A 21,838-nucleotide genomic window follows, 5' to 3' on the forward strand; every position below is an offset into this window, starting at 1 on the left:
TCCTTCCTGAAATTAGTGCAAACGTTTACACTGAATATGATAGCAATCTCATTTTTGGCATACAACATTCCTTCCCCTTGAATCGGGACAGAAAACAAAAAGTCGCAAACGTTTCACGTTTGCGACACATTCTTATTGTTGAAGGGATGGAGCCAAACGGACGCGTGTTCCGGCATCTCCATAAATGGCAGCTAACGCCTGGTCGAGTGACGTGATGATCGCGACCCGATTCGTACCGGATTCTGCGAACTGCAGTGCCGCTCTTACTTTTGGTAACATGCTTCCCGGAGCAAACTGTCCTTCGGCGATATACGTCTCCATCTGTTCTTTTGAGGTCTCTTGTAGCGCCATCTCGTCTGGCTTCCCAAAGTTGACATACACATGTTCGACCGCAGTCAGAATGAGCAATACGTCTGCGTTGACGAGGTCCGCGAGTTTCGCAGCCGCGAAATCTTTATCGATGACCGCCTCGATTCCGACGTATCCTTCAGCCGTCTCCATGATCGGAATACCACCACCGCCGGAAGCGACGACGATGTGCCCCGCTTCAACGAGCGTTCGGATGACGGCGTGTTCGGCGATTTTCATCGGGACCGGGCTCGGGACGACACGACGGTATCCACGTCCTGCATCTTCTTTGAATACGTAACCCGTCGTCCGTTCGAGATGAAGTGCCTCTTCTTCCGTATAAAACGGACCAATCGGCTTCGACGGATGATGGAACGCACTATCATTCGGATCGACCACGCTTCGTGTGACGAGAGAAGCCACATCTCGTTCAAGACCGCGCGCACGCAGTGCTTTCGTCAGCGCATTTTCAAACCAGTATCCAATCATTCCTTGCGTCATCGCACCACATACATCAAGGGGCATCGCCGGCGTAGCCGTACTGTCTGATGCGGCTTGTTGTAACATTAAATTTCCGACTTGCGGACCGTTCCCGTGTGTGATGATGACGTCGACCCCTTCCGCAATCAGTGCTGCGAGAGATTCTGCCGTCGCCTCGACCGCTCGCATTTGTGCTTCCGCTGTCGCATCTTTACCTTGTTGAATCGCATTTCCGCCTAGGGCGATGACCACACGTTTTTTCTCCATATCGATACCTCCGATCAGATGACTGAGATATTACCAGATAGTATGCGTACGACTGCGAAAATGGCGAGTGCGGTCAACACTCCGGCGACCAACCATTCCGTTTTGTTGAGTGACTTGATGCCATTTTCACGTTGCGCTTTCATGTAGAGAAGTGTTCCTGGTGCGTATAGAAGGGTCGTGAGCAGTAAATAATCAATTCCTGCCGCATAGATGAGCCACAATCCGTAAATGGAAGCGACCAATCCAATCGTCAAATCGCGTGTTCTCCGTTCACCGGCGCTATAACCGATTCCATTTTTCGATACCTTCACTTGGTAAAATGCCGAGAATACATACGGGATCAAAATGGCACTTGAAGCGAGGGAGAACGCAAAATTATAGGCCGCATCTGAAATCAAGAAGGTAAAGAGGAAGAGCTGAATCAACCCGTTTGTTAACCAAAGTGCGTTGACGGGTGCCTGATTTTTATTCTCTTTCGTGAACCATTTCGGGAACACGCCGTCTTTCGCAGCCACGAACGGAATCTCAGCCGCGAGAAGCGTCCAACCGAGCCATGCCCCGAGTACGGAAATGACGAGTCCACCATTGATGAGCATCGCGCCCCAAGGACCGACTGCTGACTCGAGCAAGTAAGCCATCGCAGGTTGCGAGGCGTTCGCCACGTTTTCCGGTGTCATGAGACCGAGCGACATGATGGAGATGAGCAGATAGATGACGAGTGTACCGAGTAACCCGATGACAGTCGCCTTTCCGACGTCAGAACGCTTCCGAGCCCGACCTGAGAGAACGACCGCTCCCTCGACGCCGATGAATACCCAAAGCGTGACGAGCATCGTCGAGACGACCTGGTCGCGAACACTTCCCCATGAGAAGCCGCCTTGTCCCCAAAAATCGAAGGTGAAGTTTTCGAGATTGAAGAAGAACAACGTAATCGTAATGAATGCAAAAATCGGAACGAGCTTGGCAATCGTGGTGACGATGTTGATCATCGACGCCTCATGCACCCCACGAAGAATGAGCGTGTGTACGAGCCAAAGCATGATGGAGGCTCCGACGATGGAGGCAATATTTTGTCCCCCTTCAAAAATCGGGAAGAAATAGCCGATCGAACTGAACAGCAGTGTGGCATACGCCACGTTTCCGAGCCAGGCAGATAACCAGTATCCCCAGGCCGAGTTGAATCCGACGAACGAACCGAAACCGGCACGGGCATAGCTATAGACACCACCGTCCAAATCAGGGCGACGCATCGTCAAGTTTTGAAAACTGAGACCGAGCGCGATGATCCCGATTCCGGTGATGACCCACCCAATGAGAATGGCACCCGCGTTCGCGCCTTGCGCTAAATCGGCGGCCAAGTTGAAGGCGCCACCGCCAATCATCGATCCGACGACAAGTGCCGTCAACGCTCCGAGACCTAATCGCTTGTCTTGCTTGTCAGGATGTACTCCAGCCGAACCACCTGAGTCATGCTCCAACTTCGTAGACATTCTACTCATCCCTTTCGCTTATTTTGAAACGGGAGGGGAAGTCCCCTCCCCCCGTCAACGTTCAAGCCATTCGCGTGTCTCTGTGAGCGTTGCCGCCATTACCGCCTTGATCGTATGCATCCGGTTTTCCGCTTCATCAAATACGAACGAGTGACGACTGCGGAACACTTCATCGGTCACTTCCATTTCCGTCAATCCGTATTGTTCGTGAATCGCTCGACCGACCTCTGTCTCTAAGTCGTGGAAAGCAGGGAGGCAGTGTAAGAACATGATGTCCGGGTTGCCGCTCTTTTGAAGCATATCCATGTTCACTTGATATGGTCGCAACAATTCGATCCGTTCTGCGAAAGCCGCCTCTTCGCCCATCGACACCCATACATCCGTGTAGACGACGTCTGCCTTGTCCATCGCTTCTTCAATGCTCTCCGTCAATGTGATGACGGCGCCTGTTTCAGCAGCAACCGATTTCGCATAATGGACGATTTCGTCAGATGGCCAAAGTGATTTCGGTGCGCAAATCCGCATATCCATCCCTACTTTTGCGCCACCAATCAATAGGGTATTCCCCATGTTGTTCCGGCCGTCGCCGACGTACACGAATTTGATTCCGGCTAACTCTCCTTTTTGTTCTTTCACCGTCAAGAAGTCGGCCAAGATTTGTGTCGGATGATAGAGGTCGGTCAATCCGTTCCAAACCGGCACCCCTGCATCTTTCGCGAGACCTTCGACTGTCTCGTGGGCGAACCCTCGGAATTGAATGCCGTCAAACATGCGCCCGAGGACGATGGCCGTATCTCGCACCGATTCTTTCTTCCCGAACTGGATATCATTTTTGCCTAAATACTCAGGATGCATCCCTAAGTCGATTGCGGCGACCGTGAACGCACAACGCGTCCGCGTCGATGGTTTTTCAAAGAGTAAGGCAATGTTTTTGCCTTCACAAATCCGATGTGGGATACCTTGTTTCTTTTGACGTTTGAATGCAGCAGACAAATCGATCAAATAATTGATTTCTTCACCAGAAAACTCGTTTAACGATAAAAAGTGACGACCTTTCAAATCAAAATTGAACGTTGTAGACATACTGCTTCCTCCTTATCACATTTAGATGTCTTGGCGGATAATCGGACAACTCATGCAACGTGGACCTCCACGTCCGCGCGATAGTTCACTCGACATGATTTCAATCACTTCGACGCCTTCTTTACGGAGCAGTTCATTCGAGACATAGTTTCGGTCATACGTGACCACGACACCCGGTGCGATGGCAAGCGTATTCGATCCATCGTTCCACTGTTCGCGCGCCGCTGCGATCGGGTCGCCGCCTCCACAAGGAATCAACGTCGCTTCCTGTAGGCCGAGGACGTCTTTTAACACGTTCAACAAATCGGTATGCTGCGTGATCTGCAATTCACCTTCTGCATTCAATGAAAGTTCGAAAATGTTCATCTTCCCTTCCGGTCCTTGAATGAACGGATGGATGGTGAATTTATCATGGTCGACCATCGTAAAGACGGTATCGAGATGCATGAAGGCACGTGATTTTGGAATTTCGATGGCGATGACTTTTTTGAAGCTGTCTCCATGTTTGAGCAAATTGAGGGCGACGCGCTCGATCCCTTGCGCGGTCGTTCGTTCAGAGATGCCGATGGCGACGACTTCTTTCGATAAGACAAGCTCGTCCCCGCCCTCCATCGCAAATCGATAGTCGCGGTCTGACCAAATCGGAACATCATGTTTCGCAAAGCGAGGGTGATAGCGCATAATATATTGCGTGAAGAGTGATTCACGGCGACGTGCCGGTTCTTTCATTCGGTTGATAGAGAGACCATGACCGATTGCGGCGGCCGGATCTCGTGTGAAATAGAGGTTTGGCATAGGATCTAAAAAGAAGGGGTACGTATCTTCAATCATTTCGTGTAAATGTCGGCGTTTCTCCGGCTTGATCTCCGATTTCCGGATACCGGCCATCACCGTTTCAATCAACATCTCATTATCAAAATCCAGTAAATATTCTTTTAACGTTTCATAAGAGCCGTTGATATTTGATTTAGACTCCGATAAGATATCCGCGACAAACTTTTCGCGCACACCAGGGAGCGACAATGTCTCAGCCATTAATTTTTCGAGATAAAGGACTTCCACACCGCGATTTTGGAGCGCACTCGCAAAATAGTCATGCTCTTTTTGAATGACCGGCAAATGGGGAATATCATCGAACAAGAGGCGCTCTAAATATTCCGGGGTGAGGTTTTCTAATTCCCTTCCCGGTCGTTTCAGCAATACCGTTTTTAATTCTCCAATTTCTGAATACACATGAATCGGATGTTTCAGCGTCGTATCTTGTGAAATCGGTTGATTCGTCATTGAGATCATCTCGCTTCCTCCTTGTGATTCGGGTGTGTGACTACCCTTACCTTATCACTTTACCAAATTTGCGAATGTCTAATCCGGCAGTTCACCTGTTAGTGATTCCACATGGCTATGTATAAACCTTCACCTTTGTGAATGAACAAACAATGCATGAAAAATCGGCGTCCTGACAAGGGGAAATAAGATGTATGGATGATGAATATAATCCTCCTAAAAAAGATGAAAAACTTTTTTTTTAGACCTGCAGAGTAAGCTGAAAAATGCGAAAGATCAGGATGTGAGCAAATGAAAATAGAAGAAATGGAATACAACGAACATGAAGCGGCACTTCGCACATTGATTCAAAAGGGAGACCCGGTCGATTTTCAAGACCTCTTCCTCTCCCTCCACCCCGGTGAACAGGCCGATCATTTTATCGAACTCGATCAGCATGAGCGTGCGTTCGTATATCGAACAATCTCACCTGAAGTGTTTACTGACCTTTTTGAAAAACTGACGTTAGAAGAGCAATGTACATTCATCCAAGAAACGCCTCAGCCGTATGCTGTCCGGATTTTAAATGAGATGTATTCAGATAACGCCGCCGATTTGATGCGGGAGTTACCCGATGCATTCATGGACACGTTATTTGAACAGATGGACGATATCGAGGAACAAGAAGTCAAGGACTTGATGCAATACCCGGAAGAGACGGCCGGATCGCTCATGACGACTGAGTTCGTCGTCCTTCAAGCGAACAAGACCGTCGGACTGACTTTAGAAGAGTTGCGTGAACTCGGACCAGACGCTGAGACGATTTATTATTTATATGTGGTCGACCAAGCGCACCAACTGGTTGGTGTCGTCTCATTACGTGATTTGATTGTCGCGCCGCTCGAGGCGAAAATCGAAGACATCATGGGTTTTCGTGTCATCTCAGCAAACGTCATGACCGACCAGGAAGACTTGGCTCGGATTGTCCAAAAGTATGATTTATTGGCCCTTCCTGTCATCGACGATCAGCAAAAGCTACTCGGCATCATCACGGTCGATGATGTGTTAGACGTCATCGAACGCGAAACGACGGAAGACTTTGAAGAACTTTCCGCGACGAAGGGGTCGTCCGATATCAACATGAGTCCGTTCGAGGCGGCGAAAAAACGTGCCCCGTGGATTGTCAGCCTCATGTTTCTCGGGATGATTACGGCTTCGACAATCGGTGGTTTTGAAGAGACGCTTGAAACAATTGTGCTCCTCGCTGTCTTCATGCCACTTGTCATGGGGTCTGCCGGGAACGCGGCCACCCAGTCACTCGTCGTTGCTGTTCGTTCGATTGCGCTTGGTACGATCAATCGTAAGAACGTCATGAAGATGATTCGACGCGAGCTCGGGACGGGCATCATCTTAGGAATCGCTTGTATGATTGTCATTTTCGGGGTCATCACCATTCTTTATGACAACATGCTCATCGGCTTCATTGTCGGGATTTCCATTTTTGCCGCACTCAGTGTCGCCACGATGATTGGAACGATTGTCCCGCTGCTCATCAATCGCCTGAAGTTAGACCCCGCTGTTGCCTCGGGACCGTTTATCACGACACTGATGGACAACCTCGGTCTCATCATCTACTTCACGGTCGCGACGTCCATGCTCCAATTTCTATGACATTTATAAAAGTTCACACGAAAAAGCGGTGCTGATTTCATCAGCGCCGCTTTCATTCGTTATATTATTGAGATTCCTCTAACAGACGTTCTTGAGTCTCGTTGAAAGCTTCAATGTCTTCATCCGTCATCACGTCGTTTTGTTCTGCCATATAAGGATTGTCGTTCAATAATGTCTCTAGTTTACTCAAGTCAGCACTTCGTCCGCTTTCTTGATAAAGATTGGATTCTCCTGCCGAAATCAATGTCCCCGTCCGGTTCACTTTGAAATGTCCTTGTTGTAGACCGACAATCCGATACGCGTGCTCAATCACGGGTCCTTCGTATTTTTTTGACACTCCCACGGCTAAAGCCGCAAGCTCACCCTTCGGGATGAGTGGGATTCTGAAGTGCTTGTGCGAGCGCAGTCCATTTCTGTTTTGCTCAAACCTCCAGATGAGGGTGTGCCATCACCCCTCCTGAGACAGATCATATAGATTCTCAGGCTGATTGACTTTTACCATCAACCACAGGTGCGGTTCGGATATTCATCGCACCGACTACATCTCGATGTTTATTAAATCCGCAAGAACACGAATAGGTACGGTCTTTCGCTTTATTCCGACTCCCGCAAGAAGGGCATGTTTGAGATATATATGCAGGATTGACATATTCAACCTTGATTCCTTCTAGTTTCGCCTTGTACTCGATAAATAATGCCAAGCGATAGAACGACCATGTATGCAGATTCTTATTGTTTTTACGGCTTGTTCTTGCCGTCTGCCGGATATTCGCTAGCTTCTCTAGGCGAATGACAGAAATATTGTTCTCTTTTGCGAAGTCGACGATCTCACGGCTCACCTTGTGATCCTTGTCTTTCATCCAACGCTGTTCCTTGTTGTCCAGTTCCTTGATCGCGTTCAGCTTCTTCTTTTGACCGAGCTCTTTTCGTCTCGCCCGGAGCTTACGTTTCATGAACTTGTTCTCGCGACCGTTCCCAAAGAACCTCACCTTGTCGCAATCGGTCGATGCGACCGCCGAGACTTTTAGACCGAGGTCGACACCAAGAACCTTCGTACCGGTCTTCTCCGTCGTGGGGATTGTGACGGCGATTTGAGCCATCCATTTCTTCGACTTCTTCGTGATACGAAGCGTACCCAGCTTGTTATTCAGAAGGGAGAAGTTACGATTGTCTCGATTGACCATCTCGGCACGGATCTCTGTCCTTTTGACCTTCCCGTCTACCATGATTGGAAGAAAAACGGACTCAAAATCGAACGAATAGTTCTGGTTGTTCCATGTGCAATAAGGTTTCTTCAGGACAGGGACGACCTTGTATTTCGACTTCTTCACTTTCCGGAAGACACTCTGGGCATCTTTGATGACCTGGTTCTTGACGGCACTAGGCAGATGGGCGCAAACACTTTTACTTGTCAATTTGAGCATCGCTTTAGCATCCACCATATCAGAGATAAGTTGATTGACCGTCTCGATATATGTTTCTGCCATGCTTTTTAAAACAACTTCCTGTTCTTTTGTCGGCTTCAGTTTAATGTTAACTGTCAGCGTCTGAGACACGGTGTCACCCCCTTGTTTTTTGTTGTCCGACATAACGTTTAATCGTTTCGCTCGATACATTTCCAGCGGTGGAGACGAAATAGGATCGTGTCCAGAGACTCGGCAAATGTTGAAGATGAGGAAATTCCTCTCTTAACTTTTTAGACGTTACTCCCTTTATTTTTGCCATGATGTCAGCAGGACTCAGTGTTGGAGGGGCGTCAAGGAACATATGCGTATGATCTGTATCGCATTCCAAGGCTATAATTTTGATATTCAGTCCTTCGCATATTTCGGACATCAAACCTTTGAAACGTATTTCTACATCGTCACGAAGGAATATCTTTCTTCTGTATCGAGGACAGAAAACGAAGTGATAATTGATTAGAGAAACAGTGGTATGAGTTCTTCTATAGTTGGTTTCCATATGAATATTGTGTCAGTTTAACCAACAAACTGCAACAAGAAGATTTCCAGATACTTGAAGCGCCAAAACCTTCGGATTCTTTACTGACACTCCGCATCCTGCCGAGCTTTCATCCCCCCCCTAAAGGAGTGGGCTTCCCCGCTCGGAAATTTTGTAAGAGGGTAATTGTAGCGGTTTGCTGCAGTTCATGACTCACGTCTCGATAAACACGCTCCACTTGAATGTATGATTCAAAGAAAGTGACCGATTGATGTGTAAACGGTTTTGGAACACTGCTGACTTTGCCGACAATGACAATCGGTGAGCGTGTAGCTAAATCGTCTATGTGTCGGAAGCTATCGGTCACAGCCAAATCACTCGTGTTTCCTTCTTTCAGGATTTCACTAAACATGACATAACCTGCTACCACTGCAACAGATAATATTCCAATCATCCATTTCCTCAAAGAGATTCCTCCCACCGATTCACCCTATTGAATTTCTAATCGATTTCATTGAGAACTTTATTAATTTATGCATAGCCCATGACTTTTTATCATTCTATCAAGATAAGAGGACTACTTTCTTACACTTTAGGGTATTTTCTACAAATACATTATAAAACATAAGTAAGAAGTGAGGGGATTCTATGACAATTCAGCAAGTACTCTACATACTCGTGACTGGTGCTTTGTTCATGGCACTCGTCGCCTACGTCTCATATCGTATGACGAGAGGAAAAGTCGAAAGTGCCGATGATTATTTCTTGGCCGGTCGCGGATTGACGGGCGTCTTCATCGCAGGTTCGCTCCTCTTGACCAACTTGTCTGCTGAACAATTGATTGGTTTGAACGGTCAATCGTTCGCAGGCAATATGTCGGCAATGGCTTGGGAAGTCACGGCCGGGATTGCCGCCATCATCATGGCACTGTTTTTGTTGCCTCGTTTTCTTGGAATCGGGATCTCAACCATCCCTGAATTTTTAAGTCAACGCTATGACGAGGACGTTCGTCGATTGACCGTCTTGTTGTTTTTACTCGGATACATGTGTGTCACGATTCCGTCCATGCTCTATTCTGGTGGATTAGCTGTCCTTCAACTATTCGACGTGCCTGCCCTTCTCGGGATTAGTTTTGAACAGTCTCTTTGGATTGTCGTCTGGTTCATCGGAATCATCGGGGCGATTTACGCCATCTTCGGCGGGCTTCGCGCGGTCGCCGTTTCCGACACGCTAAACGGGATTGGTCTCATCATCATCGGCTTCCTCGTTCCAACGCTCGGTTTCCTCGCACTAGGTGACGGGAATCTGTTGGACGGGATGAAGACGATTGCGACGACGAATCCCGAAAAATTAAACGCCATTGGCTCGGCCAATGACTCGGTCCCGTTCCTCTCCATTTTTACGGGGATGATTTTTGCGAACTTGTTCTACTGGGCACTCAATCAATACGTGATTCAACGCGCTCTCGGCGCAAAAAACTTGGCAGAGGGACAAAAAGGAGTACTTTTTACGGGTTATTTAAAACTACTTGTTCCCATTTTTATGCTCTTGCCTGGCGTCATCGCCTTCCATTTGTATGGATCGAACGTCGAGAAAGCCGATTTAGCGTATCCGAGCTTGATTGCCGAACTACTTCCAATGTGGCTCATGGGCTTTTTCCTTGCCGTCTTACTCGGTGCTGTGTTCAGCTCATTTAACTCACTGTTAAATAGTATCGCGACGCTATTCGTTCTCGATATTTATAAACCAAAGTTCAAGCCGAATGCTTCTGACCAAGATTTAATTCGCGTCAGCAAATGGTTTGGCACATTCGTGGCGCTCGTCTCTTTCTTTGTCGCCCCAAATCTCATGTATGCACCAGATGGGCTATGGGATTTGATTCGTCGTTTTACAGGCTTCTTCAACATCCCGATTCTTGTCGTCGTCTTGATCGGTATGCTCGTCAAACGAGTTCCCCCGATTGCCGCGAAGACCGTCGTTTTCTTCCACGTCATCGCTTACTATTTCCTCGTGTGGGGAACAAAGCAATGGTTCGGTGTGGAAATCGGGATTAACTTTATTCACATTTACGGTATCCTCTTCGTCGTCGAGACGGCTATCATGCTCATCTTCGCTCGCGTACGACCGATGCTCCAAGCGAATCCGATTCGAATCGAGCTCGGACGAGTCAAACCATGGCGTCACGCGTTATCGACTTCAATCTTGCTTGTCGCTTCGATGATTTTCGTCTATCTCGTCTTTTCACCAATTGGACTTGCCTACGCGGATGGAATTGTTTCCGGATGGTTCGCTCCATTGACGATTGGACTCATTGCCGTGACGACCCTTCTGATTTGGGCATCTTATCGCTATGGACTCGCACGATATGAATGCTATCTCAATAACTTAGGTGAAGAACCACCTGAAGTAGAGGAAGCGAGTAGTTAACGAAAAAGAGATTTTCTTGAACTAAACGTCAAGAATATCTCTTTTTTGTTGCTGCTTTTGTTCATACATTGCGTCATCTGCTTCTTGCCAGAGTACTTCGATTGATTCTGGATGAGATGCCCAAGCCAACCCGATGGCCACTGAGATTTCCTCTTCTCGGCATGTCGTTTCGATCTCATGAACCATCTTCTCGCATGCTTCTTCTGACATCATCTGAAGAAACAAGACGAACTCGTCTCCTCCAATCCGATAGACAGAGGACTCGATGGTTTGAAGGAGGTTACCGACACGCTTCAACAAACTATCACCGGCAGAGTGTCCTTTTTGATCGTTCACGACTTTCAAATCATTCACATCGAGTACGATGATTCCGATGTTTCTCATCCCTTCCGCTTGACCGATTGTCTCTTCAAACGCCCGACGATTGAAGACACCCGTCAAACTGTCATGACGACTTTCATACAGCAGACGCTCACGCTCGGTCATGGCCGCCTCAATGTTCCGAATCACACCTTGCACCGCCACAATCTCACCGTTCTCATAGATCGGGGTCGTATACTCTTCGAACCATACATAAGTCCCTTCATTCGTCCGCCACCGCTGAAGAATTGCTTCTTCATAGTCGACGCGCCCCAACACTTTGTCTAGCAACAATCATCGATCGTCCGGATGGATTCTACGGAAACATTCCTGCGCATTCGAATAACTACGCATGACGGTCCCTTCCCCTAAATATAAATCTAAAGAAGGACTAATATACCTAAAACGCCACTTTGGTTTCGTTTCAAAAATATAGATGACATCTTTCGTTTGGTTCCCGAAATGCATGAACGAAAGCGTCTGTGGATGTGACCGTTGACGCTTATGTAGCCACAAAGCAATCAAACATCCAACGAGTATCCCTAAAAAGAATAGCGTCATTGAATACACTTCCTCTCTGTTCGCCCATATCGTACCACGTTCGAAGTCAGACACCTGTCTCAATTCCTGTTATTTGGTAAATGTTTTTTTGAATATTGAGTAAATTTATGGATGGTCCATTTAGACGTGATATAGTCGAAGTACTTGATGACTCAACAATTGGAGGTTCTTTTGCAAAACATCACGCATCTCACATTGGACGAAACATTCTCTGGTGTCTATTCCGTCACCAACCCGGATACGTCCATTCATCAATCCCTTGGCTATGCTAATCGCTCGGAACAGATTCAACATGAAGTCAAAACGAGATTCGGAATCGCTTCTGGTTGTAAACTGTTCACAGCAATCGCCATTTGTCAGTTAGTCGAACGAGGTCGACTCTCTTTTTCAACTTCACTGGATTCGTTTCAGACATTCGACCTGCCCTACATATCCTCAGAAGTTACAATCCATCAGCTATTAACGCATACGTCGGGCATCCCTGACTATTTTGATGAGTCCGTCTCTGACGACTTCGAAGCGTTGTGGCGTGATGTTCCGATGTATCGTCTTCAACAACTACGAGATTTTTTACCGCTATTTCAACAAAAAACGATGAAGGATGAACCAGGTTCCCGATTCTCCTATAACAATGCCGGGTATATCCTGTTAGGGTTGATTGTCGAAGAAGTGACCGGGCAACCCTTCACCGACTATATCGAACAGTCGATTTTTCAACCTGCTAACATGAGTGCTTCCGGATATTTCTCGCTCGATGCCTTACCCGCCAAGACAGCGCTAGGTTATATCGATCATTCGGACGGCTCATGGCGTACGAATCAATATGCGATTCCGGTCAAAGGCGGAGCAGATGGCGGAGCTTATGTGACCGTTCAAGATATGACTCGTTTTTGGGAGGCTTTGTTTTCACATCAACTTCTTGATGCCGCCTCCACGTCCCTACTTCTCACACCACATGTGACGGTCAATGACCGAGGTGGTAGTTATGGATACGGGGTTTGGATTCAGCATCATTCGTCAGGAGACATTTATAAGTACCATGTGATGGGATATGACCCGGGCGTCAGCTTTCATTCCGGGTACTACCCGGAAACTGAGGTCATTTCGGTCGTTTGTTCGAATCAATCAGACGGTGCGTTTGATGTGATGAAGCAAATCGAAGCACAGATTGGAGAGCGAATCGAATGAAGATCCGTGCATATGTCGCATCTGATTTTGAACACATCCAGCAACTCAATCGCGAGGAAGGCTGGACTCAACTCGTCGAACGGGGGGAGCTGACCTGTGAAGCGTGGCGTCAATCGAACGTCACGTATGTCATGGAATCTGAGGATCGGGAGGTCGTCGCCTACTTACGGGGAATGACCGATACGATAGTCAGCTTGTATGTCTGTGAATTGTTGGTCGCTTCCGCCTATCGAAAGCAAGGACTTGGTGAGCAGCTTCTCCAACATGTCCATACGCTCTATCCCGAAACACGTCTTGAGATGCTAGCGAGTCAAGCCTCGCACACATATTACGAAAAACTGCGATTCCGTCCGTTTTAAGGCTTTCGGAAAACCATTCACGAATAGGAGGAATATATATGAAACTTGCACTCGTCACCGGGGCATCACGTGGTCTCGGTCGTGCCATCGCCCAAGAACTCCAAGCTCGAGGTTATGACGTGATCGGTCTCTCACGTTCACAGACCGAAGACGTCACGTATGAACAACTACCCGTCGACCTCTCAGACGTCTCAGGAATCGAAACGGCCATTCTAAATATCATTCCACTTCTAGAGAATGCCGATTCGATTCTTCTCGTTCAAAATGCCGCATGGATTGAACCGATTCATCGTGTCGGAAAGTTGGATGGGAAGAAAGTGACGGCTCATGTCCATGCCAACCTACTCGCACCGATGCTATTGGCGAACGCGGTCCTCGCTTTCAACAAGCCGACCGATTTGATTCATGTGACGTCTGGCGCGGCCAAACGTCCAATTTCAGGTTGGAGTGCGTATTGCGGCACGAAAGCAGGACTCGACCATTTCACGGAAACGCTGGCACTTGAGCTCGAAGGTACCCCGCATCGTGCGGCACTATTCAATCCTGGCGTGATGGATACATCGATGCAGGCGGAGATTCGTTCTTCTTCAGAAGAGGCGTTCGCTGACCTCGAACAATTCCGTTCATACGAAACAGAGGGACGACTCCGCTCTCCCGAGACGGTCGCGCGTGTGTTCGTCGAACAATTGATTGACCGCCCTCTTGAAAACGGCAAGACCTATTCGATTTACGACTTAATCAAATAATTTACCTGGTCAAAAATAGAGTCACCCTCTTTTCGGTAAACCGTCTACACTACTTCCATAGACATGTGAAAGGGTGAATCATGATGAAGACGATTGCCGGAGGATTACTGTTATTTGGATTATTTAGTTTGACGATGTCGTTCACGATGATTGGAGATACCGCTGTCGTCGGGGCAATGGTCAGTGGTGTTGCACTATTGTGTAGTGTCGGTCTCTTTTTCGGGTCGACCGAGCTTGCCCGCGTGCGCAGCGATTTGCTTCATGACAAAAAAACGTCTTTCCCATCTGAATGAGGGAAAGACGTTTTTGATTCAATCTTCTTCGTATTCTTCTAATAAATCGTCGACATCATATTCTTCAAAGTCTTCTTCGTCGATAAAGATATCGCGATCGTTTACAACGTGGATTGGCCCATTGGCCACATCGATGCGAATCGTCCACGCCCAAGGAATGCGTAATCGGTTATAAACCCCTGTCCAGAACTCCATTGATTCTTGTTCATACTGTTCAAATTCTGTCAGAAGTTCTTTGAACGAAACACCTGATAGCTGGAAATTTGAGTCCTGAAGCCGTTGAAGCGCATGATGTTTCGCTTCTAATTCGGCCGCTCGGACCATTTCTTCAGCGGTCGCCATCTCGAGGATCGTGCCGTCTGGTGGGAGAATATCGTATACGTTGAACAATTCGCCTTCTTCTACTTCTACATCGTCAAACTCATAGTCATCGTGCCGCATACTACATTCCTCCTTACGCAATTTGAATCCCCTTTATTATACCACTCTCGATCCGATTCCCCCTAAAGATTCGTGCATATATTTTATTTGTCACGGGAAACACTGTTAGAGTGAAGACAACCATATGAAAAGAGGTTATGCAGATGAATGAGTCATTCCAAGCACTCGTGCTCGACCAGCACGATGAACACCTTCATGCCGAAGTAAAAGACGTAAAATCTGACGTCCTTCCGAAAGAAGAGGACGGGAACGTCTTAGTGGAAGTTTACTACTCCGCGCTGAATTATAAAGACGCACTCGGATTAACGACATCAGGCAAAATCGTAAGCCATTATCCATTTATTCCAGGATGTGAATTTGTCGGGAAAGTAGTCGAATCGGACCACCTGGATATTAAAGTTGGGGACGAAGTCATCGCCACCGGTTTCGGGATCGGGGAACGTCATTTCGGCGGCTTCAGTCAATACGCGCAAGTACCCGGCAACTGGCTCGTCCAATTACCGAAAGGGATGAGCATGCGGGATGCTATCGCAATCGGGACTCCAGGACTCACAGCCATGCTATCGATTGATGCACTCGAGCATGCTGGCGTTCGACCTGGGGAAGAGGTGCTTGTCACAGGAGCGACGGGTGGTGTCGGAAGTTTCGCCATTACACTGCTTCGTCGCCTTGGCTATCATGTCGTCGCCTCGACTGGTAAAACGGATTCACCATATTTACGCTCACTCGGTGTCGAAACCATCATCGACCGAAGTGAATTAGAAGGACCTGCTCGTCCACTGGCTAAACAACGCTTCGATGCCGCCATCGATTCGGTCGGCGGGAATACCCTCGCCAACATTTTGAGCCAAACCCGATATGAAGGTGCTGTCGCCGCATGCGGGCTCGTCGGAGGCGCCGACTTGCCAACGAGTGTGTATCCGTTCATCCTTCGTGGGGTAAAATTGATTGGAATCGACTCGGTCATGCAACCGATGGCACGCCGTACGAACGCATGGGAACGACTTGAGGAACTCATTGATCCGAAAGTGTTGAACGACATGATCCATGAGATTCCGCTACACGACGTTCCACGTCACGCCGAAGCGATGATGCGCGGCGAGTTGAGCGGTCGCACTGTTGTTCGTCTTCGCTAAACACATCAAAAGAGGCTGAATCGCTCACGATTCAGCCTCTTTTCTCTCTATTCTCCATGGTGTGGAATTAGATGGTAAAGCCAGCCGGTGCGTCTTTCACAACGACGAGCACTTTTCCTTGGTCTAGTTTTTCTTCTAAACGTTCCGACTCTTCTTTCGTGAAGCCAAGTTCCTGGAACTCAGCGCGAAGCTCGTCCCCTTTTTTGCGGAACATGTTTTTAGCGGCTGTCCCCAAGCCGACGTCACTTGCAGAAACGGTGTTCGCATCCGCGTTGTCCGCAACACGTTTACTTCTGTCATCGTCATGTGTGATGACGTAGATGTTGGATTCATCTATCCCATTTGATTTCATCGATTGAACGGCGGTTACGACTTCTTCATCATTTGTAAATTCTTTGTACAAAACTGACATGTCTATTCTCCTCCTTCAATTCTACTACACTATTATGTATTGCCTTCCTCGTCATTCTTCACACATTAAAAAACGATGACAAACGTCATCGTTTTGTTAAACGGCAGGTTCCTGCCCTTTTTGTTTTTTCAATTCTTCCAATAAAATATCTGATTCATTGAACGGAATCGAACGTCGACCAATTCGCTCGATGTGATCGTGTCCTTTGCCGACGACCACGACTCGTTTCCCTTTTAACGCCTGCATCGCCGCATGGCGAAGCGCATCTTCTCTCGCTTCAAATGTCACGTACTTCACGTTCGGCTGGATCCCTTTGACTAAATCGCCAATGATTTGTTTCGGGTCTTCCATACGCACGTCATGTACAGTAACAATCACGTCGTTTGAATATTGACTCGCGATGCGACCCATGTCTTGACGTTTCGTCGGGTCACGGTCTCCTGCCGCACTTAAGACGACGACGAGAGATCGGTCGTCTTGTTGTAACGTGGATAGGCATTTCTCTAGACCGTCTGGAGTGTGTGCATAATCAATATAAATTTCGGCATCTTCTGTATCGAGGCGCTCAAGACGTCCTTTTGGCAACGTAAGACCTGGTACGTTCGAGACAATCGTCCGAAGTGCCATATCAGAAGTGGAGACAAGTCCGATTGCCGCCGCCAAATTCGAGGCATTGAATGCGCCCATAAACCGGACGGGAACTTCTAGCTTAAATTCTTTCATATGAACAAGAACCGTATCCTCACGCCAGATGACTTGAATATCGGCCTCTATTTGCTCTGATGTACTATACATGATGGTTTGGCGTGTCGGTGCAAATTCGGACATGACTCGGCTCGCCTTGTCTTCCGCGTTCAACACGATCGCGTCTCCATTCGTCACTTCTACCTGTTCAAATAATCGTGCTTTTGCACGAGCATATTCATCCATTGAACGATGATAATCCAGATGATCATGCGTCAAATTCGTAAATGCGGCCGCATGAAAGTGAATTCCGGCCACACGTCCCTCCATCAATGCATGCGATGACACTTCAAGTACACAGTCCGTGACACCTGCATCAACCATATCCGCTAAAATACGATGTAAGACGACGGCTTCAGGCGTTGTATTGGCCGTCTCAATCGTTTGATTGTGGAAACGAGCGCCAATCGTACTGACAATCCCTGCACGAAGTCCAGAGAGACGCAATAAATCATAGGTCAACGTCGCTGTCGTTGTTTTTCCATTCGTTCCCGTCACACCATATATACGCATCCGATGGGACGGGTGATCATAAAAAGCGCTCGCAACCGCTCCTGCCGTCTGCTTCGTATCGGCAACAACCACATTCGGTACATCAAGATCGAGTGGATATTCTGAGATGACCGCACTCGCACCATTAGCCACGGCGTCTTCGGCAAACTTGTGCCCATCAACCGTATAGCCACGAATGCAAATAAAGACATTCCCTGAACTGACCTTTCTGGAATCCGTTTCGACTCCGGTCACCCATGGATCAAGCTTCATGTCATCCATCTCATTTTGTAAAATGGCGGATAAACGTTTCGTTCTCATGCTGTGTACGTCCTTTCTCATGGGTGTCGCTAGGTGTATAAACCTTATCGTCATGTTACTAGATTTTAACGGCAATTGAGATAACAAATATATTACTTCCCGTTTTCAATGAAAAGCAATCACTTCACGAAAAAAACCTAGACGTTTCATTCACGTACTAGGTTCCTCTCTTTTGAATGTTAGATGATGTTTAGTTAACTCGTTTTGTAGGACGTGGATGGCATTTGGTCCAACGCCATGCCAACTCTCTACTTCACGACGCGTGTAGAGAGATAAGTCATCTAAAGAATCGACGCCTTTTGACGTCAAAGCTCTTTTGGCTGGTGCAGCCAATTTCGGTAAGGCAATCATCCAATCTCCACCTTCCGCTTTCTAAATCGTTCGTTGATGGGAAGACAGGCAAGCACTTGTTCGATTCGAAATGTTCGTCTGGCCCGTTTATTCAAATCCCACGCCACGACATGTTCTCCCTGCACTTTTATCAATTTGACCCGCCGCTTTGAAAACACTCCATGTCGATCTACATATACCATTTCTGTGACCAGACCTGATCGCATCCATCGTAACAATTCTTCTCTCATCCCGCTTTCCCTCCTTTAATCTTATTATACAGAACACTTGTTCTCATTTCTATTGATAAGCTGTTCGCTTATGTAAATTTCGATTATGATGGAAGAAATTCAACAGGAAAGGAAAGAAAACGATGACCTACGTTTTATTACTCATTTTAGCGGTCTTTTTATTCGGCGCGATGATTTTCGCCGCACTGGCATTACCCAACCTTCGAAACATTTTATTCAACCGCGGCAGTTTGTTCAATCAACAGAGCGAGACCGTCACTTGTCCGAAGTGCAAAACGTCGTTTAAACGCGCACCGGGAGATGCACAGACGTGTCCGAATTGTTATCACACGTTTTGAATCGTTGAGGAATATTGCATATTCGACCGCTATTTTTCATATTCCTTGGTTTGAATGAGAGCAAATGAGTGAAAGAACAGAAAGGACGCTTTATCTGAGTAAAGTTCCTGATTCTTTTATCGTTGACACCTTCATTCCATACGAAAGGAGTTGCATATGCTTCCTACACTCGACGAGCGCCTAATCGATCAAATTCGTTTAAAAAATCGACAAGCCCTAGAACATTTATATGCCCGCTATGAAAACTTACTCTATCGATATGCGCTTCATTTAAATAACCATCCCGCGACTGCTGAGGCAGCTTTGACGGACTTATTTTGTCACGTCTGGCAACAACGCCTCAACTTCGAACCCCATAAAGAAACTGTTCGCGCGACTCTTATGCGTTCGTTAGAACACATCATTCATCAGATGAACGAAGAAACATCCGCCTCCAGTATTTCTAAAATTCCTTCCGCATAGGGATTTTTTGTCACCTTTGAATGCAATCGCTTCGCCTGTTCGGTCGCGTTGTTCACTAAATATCCGTTACCGACATATGCTAGCATGCCAATGTCGTTCCCGCTGTCTCCAAAAGCATATGTATCTTCTCGTACAAAAGAAGAAGTGGCACATACATATTCAATACTTGAGACTTTCCCGGCATGGATTGGATAAAAATCGATATCAAACGCATCAGCCGGGTCACCTGCATTCGGATTACATTGACTGATGTTGACTGCGATGCCAGCTGAATCTGTCAGCATCCGAAGCGTTTCTCTCCATGAACCAACTTGGTCGCGGACATAGTAACTTCGAATCCAAGGACTCATCCCATTCCCCGGCTGTTCATCTAATTTAAAACGCATCTGCCCTGTCTGTGACACGATGCGTTCCACACGTGATACAAAATCGCTCGGAAATAGTTTTTGATAGACCTTGTCCTCAACGAACGTTCCGTCCGTCTCGATTCGATATAATTCTGTGCCGAGACTCGAGGCAATTCGATGAGGCCAAAAGCGAAGATTCGCCCGTTTTACTTTTTCGTGTAACGACGCCAGCGAGCTACCCGTCACCCACATCGTCGACACGTCTGAAGAATGTCGTTCCAAAAAATCTTCGAGCCGACGGACGGAGGCTAGTTGGGCATTGGAACACGCATGTGGAAAGTAGGTCTCATCAAAGTCGAAACAAACGAGTGTACGCCCTTCGTGTGTAAATCGTCTCATTCTATCGTCTCCTTATCGTTTTCTCTTTCTCCTATAGTACAATGAAACAAAGGAGGCATCTTATGATTCAACGATTCTCTCAAACCTATTGCCAAATGAGTAGCCTGATCACAGGATTTTTCATTGTATTTGCTTTTCTTTTTGGCATCCGCTCTTATTTCTTTTGGGCGACGGTAAGCTCTCCCTTAATCGCAATCGGATTGATGCTAATGACATCCATTGTGTTAAGTGTCATTGCCTATATCCTTTCAGAAAAATTACGCTTGTTCATTTATACAAAGCTTCCAGTCCAGTCATCATCATGTTCAATAAATAGTCACACAAAATAGTCATCCATTTTTCTGTTTTGTACGTTAGATCAATACAAGGGACATCCCTTCTGCGCAAAGGAGTATGTTATGACTGATTTAGAGTTATATGAGCGTGTCAGGCAAAAAGACAAAGAAGCGCTCGAATTATTGTATGATCGGTATGAACGAATTTTATACGCTTTTGTCCTACAGCTGACAAAGGATCGTGACTTAGCTGAAGAAGCCATGCAGGAAGTATTTATCAAACTGTGGCGTGGCGGCGGAATCTATGATGATTCGAAAGGCAAGTTCAGATCATGGCTTTTTACAATGAGCCGTCACGTGGCCATCGACTTGATCCGCAAGCGTAAACCTGATTTACAACTAGACGAATCGTACGCCGAGGCCATTCCTTCTGAGTCACCATCCGTTGAAAAAGAAGTGGAGTGGCAAGAAGAACGCGCTCAAATCGAGACGGCCATGGCGACACTGCCGGCCGAACAACAGCAAGTCGTCCGACTCATGTACTTCCAAGGGTTAAGTCAGCAAAAGATTGCTGATGCATGTGGCATCCCGCTTGGTACAGTGAAAGGAAGGATTCGACTGGCGCTGAAGCAACTGAGGAAACAGTTATCCCATGAATTCATCGGAAAGGAGGTAGAACAATGAACGCATGCGACCAATTGATTGACTATTTCAACCAACATCTATCGGAAGATGAACGAGAGAAATTCGAACAACACTTAGCATCGTGTAAAGATTGTCAAGAAGAGCTCGAGCAACTCGAAGCACTTGTCGGTGGCGTCGCGTTCTTGTCTACTCCGATTGAACCACCCCGAGGCATGAAAGCACGTGTCCTCGATCGTGTATTCGAAGAAGAAGACAATGAACCCGTGACATCGTCCGTGACATCCGAATCTGTTCCACCCGTCACGCCTTTCAAACAGAAACGAGAACGGAAAGTACCTGTCTGGGGAATGGTTACGCTCGCAGCGGCGCTCCTGCTCTCTTTGATTGGAAACGGGTATCTGCTTACCAATCAATCCGATTCACCTGGCATCGCACTGACCGAATCGATTCCACTTGAAGGTGAGTCTGAAGGAACCGCTTATCTTGCAGAACAGGATGGTACAACACAATTGATCGTTCAAACGAACGGCTTAGCCTCACTCGACGACAATGAAGTGTACCAAGTGTGGCTGTTAAAAGATAATGCCCCGATTCCGACCGGCGCCTTCGTCACAGACGATAAGGGCAACGGGACGGTCATCTATACGCTCGACTCAGATGAAGTCGACGTCGACTGGGATACGGTCGCCGTCACAAAAGAACCGAATCGTGGCAACGAGACGCCAGAAGGTGAAATCGTCTTAAGCGCAAGTTTATAATTCCCTAACC

General features: G+C 47.3%; 27 protein-coding genes. 11 read left to right on the forward strand and 16 right to left on the reverse strand.

What is annotated here, in order from left to right:
• Window positions 1–132 precede the first annotated feature (132 nt).
• The 4 genes from arcC to arcA are packed head-to-tail and all read right to left on the reverse strand — an operon-like array spanning window position 133 to window position 4,919.
• Window positions 133–1,095, reverse strand: coding sequence for a carbamate kinase (gene arcC, locus KNP04_RS06130; RefSeq protein ID WP_214875035.1), 963 nt, complete (start codon window positions 1,093–1,095; stop codon window positions 133–135).
• A 14-nt stretch (window positions 1,096–1,109) separates the two neighbouring features.
• The gene (gene arcD / locus KNP04_RS06135) at window positions 1,110–2,585 is read right to left on the reverse strand and encodes an arginine-ornithine antiporter (protein ID WP_214875036.1); all 1,476 of its coding nucleotides are present in this window, start codon (window positions 2,583–2,585) and stop codon (window positions 1,110–1,112) included.
• Window positions 2,586–2,639: 54 nt separating this feature from the next.
• Entirely contained in the window at window positions 2,640–3,668 is a 1,029-nt protein-coding gene (gene argF, locus KNP04_RS06140; protein ID WP_214875037.1) for an ornithine carbamoyltransferase, read from the reverse strand.
• Between the two features lie 21 nt (window positions 3,669–3,689).
• Entirely contained in the window at window positions 3,690–4,919 is a 1,230-nt protein-coding gene (gene arcA / locus KNP04_RS06145; RefSeq protein WP_214875176.1) for an arginine deiminase, read from the reverse strand.
• 324 nt (window positions 4,920–5,243) lie between these two features.
• Here arcA and mgtE point away from each other — a divergent pair, with 324 nt between their 5' ends.
• A complete protein-coding gene (mgtE, locus tag KNP04_RS06150; RefSeq protein WP_214875038.1) occupies window positions 5,244–6,602 on the forward strand; it encodes a magnesium transporter in 1,359 nt (452 codons plus the stop codon).
• A 64-nt stretch (window positions 6,603–6,666) separates the two neighbouring features.
• On the opposite strand, the gene KNP04_RS06155 is transcribed toward mgtE, so the two are convergent.
• The 4 genes from KNP04_RS06155 to KNP04_RS06170 all read right to left on the reverse strand — a co-directional run bounded on the left by KNP04_RS06155 (window position 6,667) and on the right by KNP04_RS06170 (window position 8,997).
• Complete coding sequence (locus KNP04_RS06155; protein ID WP_214875039.1) at window positions 6,667–6,939, reverse strand: hypothetical protein; 273 nt, start codon at window positions 6,937–6,939, stop codon at window positions 6,667–6,669.
• Window positions 6,940–7,081: 142 nt separating this feature from the next.
• On the reverse strand, window positions 7,082–8,158 hold the full coding sequence (locus KNP04_RS06160; protein WP_214875040.1) for an RNA-guided endonuclease InsQ/TnpB family protein: 1,077 nt from the start codon (window positions 8,156–8,158) through the stop codon (window positions 7,082–7,084).
• A gap of 4 nt (window positions 8,159–8,162) precedes the next feature.
• On the reverse strand, window positions 8,163–8,564 hold the full coding sequence (gene tnpA / locus KNP04_RS06165) for an IS200/IS605 family transposase (protein ID WP_214875041.1): 402 nt from the start codon (window positions 8,562–8,564) through the stop codon (window positions 8,163–8,165).
• A gap of 109 nt (window positions 8,565–8,673) precedes the next feature.
• The gene (locus KNP04_RS06170; RefSeq protein ID WP_214875042.1) at window positions 8,674–8,997 is read right to left on the reverse strand and encodes a hypothetical protein; all 324 of its coding nucleotides are present in this window, start codon (window positions 8,995–8,997) and stop codon (window positions 8,674–8,676) included.
• Window positions 8,998–9,191: 194 nt separating this feature from the next.
• Here KNP04_RS06170 and KNP04_RS06175 point away from each other — a divergent pair, with 194 nt between their 5' ends.
• Window positions 9,192–10,970 (forward strand): solute:sodium symporter family transporter, encoded by a 1,779-nt coding sequence (locus tag KNP04_RS06175; RefSeq protein WP_214875043.1) that lies wholly within the window; start codon window positions 9,192–9,194, stop codon window positions 10,968–10,970.
• A gap of 21 nt (window positions 10,971–10,991) precedes the next feature.
• Here KNP04_RS06175 and KNP04_RS06180 read toward each other — a convergent pair whose 3' ends face one another.
• Together KNP04_RS06180 and KNP04_RS06185 are read right to left on the reverse strand one after the other, a co-directional pair.
• Window positions 10,992–11,624, reverse strand: coding sequence for a sensor domain-containing diguanylate cyclase (locus KNP04_RS06180; protein WP_214875044.1), 633 nt, complete (start codon window positions 11,622–11,624; stop codon window positions 10,992–10,994).
• Window positions 11,625–11,891: a hypothetical protein gene (locus KNP04_RS06185; RefSeq protein ID WP_214875045.1), complete on the reverse strand. Its 267-nt coding sequence runs from the start codon at window positions 11,889–11,891 to the stop codon at window positions 11,625–11,627.
• 147 nt (window positions 11,892–12,038) lie between these two features.
• Between KNP04_RS06185 and KNP04_RS06190 the strand changes: the two genes are divergently transcribed.
• The 4 genes from KNP04_RS06190 to KNP04_RS06205 all read left to right on the forward strand — a co-directional run bounded on the left by KNP04_RS06190 (window position 12,039) and on the right by KNP04_RS06205 (window position 14,477).
• On the forward strand, window positions 12,039–13,079 hold the full coding sequence (locus KNP04_RS06190) for a serine hydrolase domain-containing protein (RefSeq protein ID WP_214875046.1): 1,041 nt from the start codon (window positions 12,039–12,041) through the stop codon (window positions 13,077–13,079).
• Entirely contained in the window at window positions 13,076–13,438 is a 363-nt protein-coding gene (locus KNP04_RS06195) for a GNAT family N-acetyltransferase (RefSeq protein ID WP_214875047.1), read from the forward strand. The genes KNP04_RS06190 and KNP04_RS06195 overlap by 4 nt, the downstream gene beginning before the upstream one ends.
• Window positions 13,439–13,476: 38 nt before the next feature.
• The gene (locus KNP04_RS06200; protein ID WP_214875048.1) at window positions 13,477–14,184 is read left to right on the forward strand and encodes an SDR family NAD(P)-dependent oxidoreductase; all 708 of its coding nucleotides are present in this window, start codon (window positions 13,477–13,479) and stop codon (window positions 14,182–14,184) included.
• Window positions 14,185–14,267: 83 nt separating this feature from the next.
• Entirely contained in the window at window positions 14,268–14,477 is a 210-nt protein-coding gene (locus tag KNP04_RS06205) for a hypothetical protein (protein WP_214744831.1), read from the forward strand.
• Between the two features lie 18 nt (window positions 14,478–14,495).
• Here the strand turns inward: KNP04_RS06205 and KNP04_RS06210 are convergent, their stop codons facing one another.
• Window positions 14,496–14,918, reverse strand: coding sequence for a hypothetical protein (locus tag KNP04_RS06210; protein ID WP_214875049.1), 423 nt, complete (start codon window positions 14,916–14,918; stop codon window positions 14,496–14,498).
• Between the two features lie 143 nt (window positions 14,919–15,061).
• On the opposite strand from KNP04_RS06210, the gene KNP04_RS06215 reads away from it, so the two are divergent.
• A complete protein-coding gene (locus tag KNP04_RS06215; RefSeq protein ID WP_214875050.1) occupies window positions 15,062–16,054 on the forward strand; it encodes an MDR family oxidoreductase in 993 nt (330 codons plus the stop codon).
• 67 nt (window positions 16,055–16,121) lie between these two features.
• Here the strand turns inward: KNP04_RS06215 and KNP04_RS06220 are convergent, their stop codons facing one another.
• From KNP04_RS06220 to KNP04_RS06235, 4 genes are all read right to left on the reverse strand, one after another.
• The gene (locus KNP04_RS06220) at window positions 16,122–16,466 is read right to left on the reverse strand and encodes a YflT domain-containing protein (protein WP_214744836.1); all 345 of its coding nucleotides are present in this window, start codon (window positions 16,464–16,466) and stop codon (window positions 16,122–16,124) included.
• 96 nt (window positions 16,467–16,562) lie between these two features.
• Complete coding sequence (locus tag KNP04_RS06225; protein WP_214875051.1) at window positions 16,563–18,023, reverse strand: UDP-N-acetylmuramoyl-L-alanyl-D-glutamate--2,6-diaminopimelate ligase; 1,461 nt, start codon at window positions 18,021–18,023, stop codon at window positions 16,563–16,565.
• 150 nt (window positions 18,024–18,173) lie between these two features.
• On the reverse strand, window positions 18,174–18,374 hold the full coding sequence (locus KNP04_RS06230; RefSeq protein ID WP_074035562.1) for a helix-hairpin-helix domain-containing protein: 201 nt from the start codon (window positions 18,372–18,374) through the stop codon (window positions 18,174–18,176).
• A complete protein-coding gene (locus tag KNP04_RS06235; protein ID WP_214744842.1) occupies window positions 18,371–18,604 on the reverse strand; it encodes a hypothetical protein in 234 nt (77 codons plus the stop codon). Before KNP04_RS06235 ends, KNP04_RS06230 begins: the two co-directional genes overlap by 4 nt.
• A gap of 122 nt (window positions 18,605–18,726) precedes the next feature.
• Between KNP04_RS06235 and KNP04_RS06240 the strand changes: the two genes are divergently transcribed.
• Together KNP04_RS06240 and KNP04_RS15495 are read left to right on the forward strand one after the other, a co-directional pair.
• Window positions 18,727–18,942 carry a zinc ribbon domain-containing protein gene (locus KNP04_RS06240; protein WP_214786007.1) on the forward strand — a complete coding sequence of 72 codons (216 nt, stop codon included), beginning with the start codon at window positions 18,727–18,729 and terminating at the stop codon, window positions 18,940–18,942.
• Window positions 18,943–19,098: 156 nt separating this feature from the next.
• Entirely contained in the window at window positions 19,099–19,404 is a 306-nt protein-coding gene (locus KNP04_RS15495; RefSeq protein WP_214875052.1) for an RNA polymerase sigma factor, read from the forward strand.
• Here the strand turns inward: KNP04_RS15495 and KNP04_RS06250 are convergent.
• Window positions 19,350–20,150 (reverse strand): HAD family hydrolase, encoded by an 801-nt coding sequence (locus KNP04_RS06250; RefSeq protein WP_214875053.1) that lies wholly within the window; start codon window positions 20,148–20,150, stop codon window positions 19,350–19,352. The genes KNP04_RS15495 and KNP04_RS06250 overlap by 55 nt on opposite strands.
• Window positions 20,151–20,548: 398 nt before the next feature.
• Between KNP04_RS06250 and KNP04_RS06255 the strand changes: the two genes are divergently transcribed.
• Window positions 20,549–21,109: an RNA polymerase sigma factor gene (locus KNP04_RS06255; protein ID WP_214875054.1), complete on the forward strand. Its 561-nt coding sequence runs from the start codon at window positions 20,549–20,551 to the stop codon at window positions 21,107–21,109.
• Complete coding sequence (locus KNP04_RS06260; RefSeq protein WP_214875055.1) at window positions 21,106–21,828, forward strand: anti-sigma factor; 723 nt, start codon at window positions 21,106–21,108, stop codon at window positions 21,826–21,828. Before KNP04_RS06255 ends, KNP04_RS06260 begins: the two co-directional genes overlap by 4 nt.
• The last annotated feature ends 10 nt before the right edge of the window (window positions 21,829–21,838 follow it).

The sequence above is a fragment of the Exiguobacterium sp. CH10 genome (assembly GCF_018617635.1).
Classification (GTDB): Bacteria; Bacillota; Bacilli; order Exiguobacteriales; family Exiguobacteriaceae; genus Exiguobacterium; species Exiguobacterium aestuarii_A.